The organism is Frankia sp. CcWB3, from assembly GCF_977927595.1.
In genome coordinates, this window is the sequence record NZ_CDWRCK010000192.1 from 1 (window position 1) to 3,263 (window position 3,263).

Consider the following 3,263-nt stretch of genomic DNA (forward strand, 5'->3'; position numbering starts at 1 on the left):
GACCTCGCCGAGGATCAGGGCCAGTTCACCGAAGGCTCGGCCGCGGTGGCTGATCGCATCCTTCTCCGCCGCGGACAGTTCGGCGTTCGTCCGGGTCTGACCGTCGGCCAGGAACAGTGGGTCGTAGCCGAAGCCGCCCGCGCCGCGAGGTTCGGTCAGCAGGGTGCCACGTAGCTCGCCGTGGGCGACCCGTTCGACGCCGTCCGGGGTGACCAGGGCCGCCGCGCAGACGAAGGCGGCGTGGCGCCGGTCGGCTGGGACGTCGTCAAGCTGCGCGAGCAGCAGGGTGTTGTTGGCGGTGTCCCGTTCGACCCGGGTGCCGTCGCGCCGGCCCGACCATCGAGCCGAACGCACCCCCGGCATCCCGGCCAGCTCGTCGACGGCGAGCCCGGAGTCGTCGGCGACCGCCGGCAGCCCGGTCTCCGCGACCGCCGCCCGCGCCTTGATCAGCGCGTTCTCAGCGAAGGTCGTCCCGGTCTCGGGTACCTCCTTGCCGGGCGGCAGGCCCACCAGTTCCACGGCCAGGCCGCTGGCCGCCAGGAGGCGGCGCAGCTCCGCGAGCTTCGCCTCGTTGCGACTGGCGAGGACCACCTTCGTCGTCCGGGTCGATCCGTGGTGTTTGGCGCTCATCGAGCACCTCCCGGGCGAGGAGGCCCCGCCGGAACCGGGCCGCGCAACGCCTCGGTCTGGATCGCGGTGAGCTGGGCGCATCCACGCACTGCAAGGTCGAGCAGGCTGTCGAGCATCGTCCGGTCGAACGGGGTGCCCTCGGCGGTGCCCTGGACCTCGACGAAACCGTCCGCCCCAGTGCACACCACGTTCATGTCGGTGTCCGCGGTGGAATCCTCGCTGTAGGCCAGGTCGAGCATCGCCTCGCCCTTGACCACGCCGACACTGACCGCACTGACGCTCGTGGTGATCGCGCCGGGCCGGCCGAGCCAGCGGGCGGCGTCGACCAGCGCGACGTAGGCGCCGGTGATCGCGGCGGTGCGCGTGCCGCCGTCGGCGAGCAGCACGTCGCAGTCGATCGCGATGGTGTTCTCGCCGAGGGCCTTCAGGTCGATGCAGGCACGCAGGCTGCGGCCGATCAGCCGGGAGATCTCGTGGGTCCGCCCGGAGATGCGGCCGCGCACGGACTCGCGATCGTTACGGGTGTCGGTGGCCCGTGGAAGCATGGAGTACTCGGCGGTCACCCAGCCCAGGCCGCTGCCCTTGCGCCAGCGCGGGACCCCCGTGGTTACCGAGGCCGCGCACAGCACCCTGGTCCGGCCCGCGCTGACCAGCGCGGATCCCTCCGCATGCTCCTGCCATCCCCGCAGGATCGTCACCTGCCGGAGTTCGTCCGGTCTCCTGCCATCCGCTCGTATCACGCCGCGACACTATCGGCCCAGGGCGACCCGGCCGCGCGCCGAGGTCGCGCCGAGGTGCGGAGGTGCGGTCCGTCAGAGTTCTCAGAGTTCGTAGACGGTGCCGGGGCTCGCGAGGGTCAGCGGGCCGTCATACACGCCGGCCGTTTCCTCCTCGGAACGGGCGGCGTTCCCCCACGGGACAAGATGCGTGAGCACGAGCTGGCCCACACCGGCTCGCCGGGCGTGCTCGCCGGCCTCCCGGCCGGTCAGATGCAGGTCCGGGGGGTTGTCCTCCTCGTCGAGGAACGACGCCTCGCAGAGGAAGAGATCGCTGTCGGTGGCGAGGCGGACCAGCCGGTCACACGCCCCGGTGTCGCCCGAGTAGGTCAGTACCCGATCGTCGGCGGTGAGGCGGACGCCGTAGGCCTCCACTGGATGGGCCACCCGGGTGAGATCGATCCGGAACGGCCCGATGTGCAGGCAGCCGGCGCCGATGGTCCGGAAGCCGTAGATGTCGGCCAGGCTGTCGTCCGGCCATTTCTCGAACGCTCCGCACAGCCGTTCCTGGGTGTTGATCGGGCCGTAGACCGGGAGCTTGGGCGGCATGCCCTCCGGGTGGTACCGCCGCGCGTAGGAGTTGGCCACCAGGTCCAGGCAGTGGTCGCCGTGCAGGTGGCTGAGCAGCACCGCGTCGATCTCGCGCAGGTCGCAGTGCCGTTGTAGCTCACCCATGGACCCGTTGCCCGCGTCGAGGACGAGCCGGAACCCGTCCGACTCGACAAGGTAGGACGAACAGGCCGACGTCGGGCCGGGATACGTGCCCGAACAGCCGAGGATCGTCAGTTTCACCGTGGCACCACCGGGCTCTGCTGGGAGGAGGGTTCCTGGTCCGCCCCGGTTCGGGCGGCCCAGGCGGCTGGAGGCGTGACTGTGGCCCGCGCGGCGGGAACAGGCGGGGACACCGCCGCGACGCCGACGAGTTCGGGGCCGAGGAACCTGCGTCCCACCCGGCTGAACAAGGTTGGATCACCCGTGGTGAGGAACCGGTGCGTGGGCGGCGGAAGGCCCGGATCGCGGAAGAGCCCATGCCGGACGAGTACCCGGTAGGTGTCCTTGGCCGTCTCCTCGGCACTGCTCACCAGAGTGACGCCCTCTCCCATCACGAGGCCGATTACCCCTGTCAGCAGTGGGTAATGTGTACATCCGAGTATCACCGTGTCTACGCCGGCTTCCTGCAATGGTGCGAGGTACGCCTCGGTCAGACCGAGCAACTGCCGCCCAGAGGTGATACCCCGCTCAACGAAGTCCACGAACGCCGGGCAGGCCACACCGGTCAGCTCCACGCCCGCGGCGGCGGTGAACGCGTCGTCGTAGGCGCGGCTGGCAATCGTCGCCAGCGTGCCGATGACGCCTACCTGCCCGCTGCGGGTCGCCGCGACCGCCCGGCGAGTCGCCGGCATGATCACTTCGATGACCGGTACGTCGTAACGCTCCCGGGCGTCGCGCAGGCAGGCGGCACTTGCCGTGTTGCAGGCGATGACCAGCAGTTTCACGCCCTCGTCCACGAGCCGGTCGAGGGCATCGAGCGCGTAGCGACGCACCTCGGCGATCCGCCGCGGGCCGTAGGGTGCCCGAGCGGTGTCCCCGAGATACACCAGGGGCTCATGCGGGAGCTGGTCCAGAATGGCGCGTGCCACAGTCAGACCGCCCACCCCGCTGTCGAACACCCCGATTGGCGCGCCGCTCATGAGCGATCAGACTAAGCCGGAAACCCGATGCTCACCCTGTGGCTGTTGTCACGGAACCATTGTCCGATCCCGGACAGTCCTCGCGTGTCCGACATAGGATCATCTCGCCCCGCTGAGCTGGGCGCATCGCTGTGGAGTCGAAATGAAATAACTTGCGCGTTTCGAA

Annotated in this window: 4 protein-coding genes; all 4 read right to left on the minus strand. The window is 70.1% G+C overall.

Translation table 11 applies throughout. The features are described 5' to 3' along the window. Positions 1 to 630, minus strand: a 630-nt coding sequence (gene rdgB, locus ACY5KJ_RS14535) for an RdgB/HAM1 family non-canonical purine NTP pyrophosphatase (RefSeq protein ID WP_462203590.1), incomplete at its 3' end; no start/stop codon positions are given. Next, on the minus strand, positions 627 to 1,370 hold the full coding sequence (gene rph / locus ACY5KJ_RS14540) for a ribonuclease PH (RefSeq protein ID WP_462187860.1): 744 nt from the start codon (positions 1,368 to 1,370) through the stop codon (positions 627 to 629). The genes rph and rdgB, both read right to left, overlap by 4 nt. A gap of 81 nt (positions 1,371 to 1,451) precedes the next feature. Further along, entirely contained in the window at positions 1,452 to 2,198 is a 747-nt protein-coding gene (locus ACY5KJ_RS14545; protein ID WP_462187861.1) for an MBL fold metallo-hydrolase, read from the minus strand. Continuing rightward, a complete protein-coding gene (murI, locus tag ACY5KJ_RS14550) occupies positions 2,195 to 3,097 on the minus strand; it encodes a glutamate racemase (RefSeq protein ID WP_462203591.1) in 903 nt (300 codons plus the stop codon). Before murI ends, ACY5KJ_RS14545 begins: the two co-directional genes overlap by 4 nt. Positions 3,098 to 3,263 lie beyond the last annotated feature (166 nt).

Coding starts and splice junctions, on each gene's coding strand:
- murI (WP_462203591.1), bottom strand. CDS start 3,097: ATGAGCGGCGCGCCAATCGGGGTGTTCGACAGCGGGGTGGGCGGTCTG.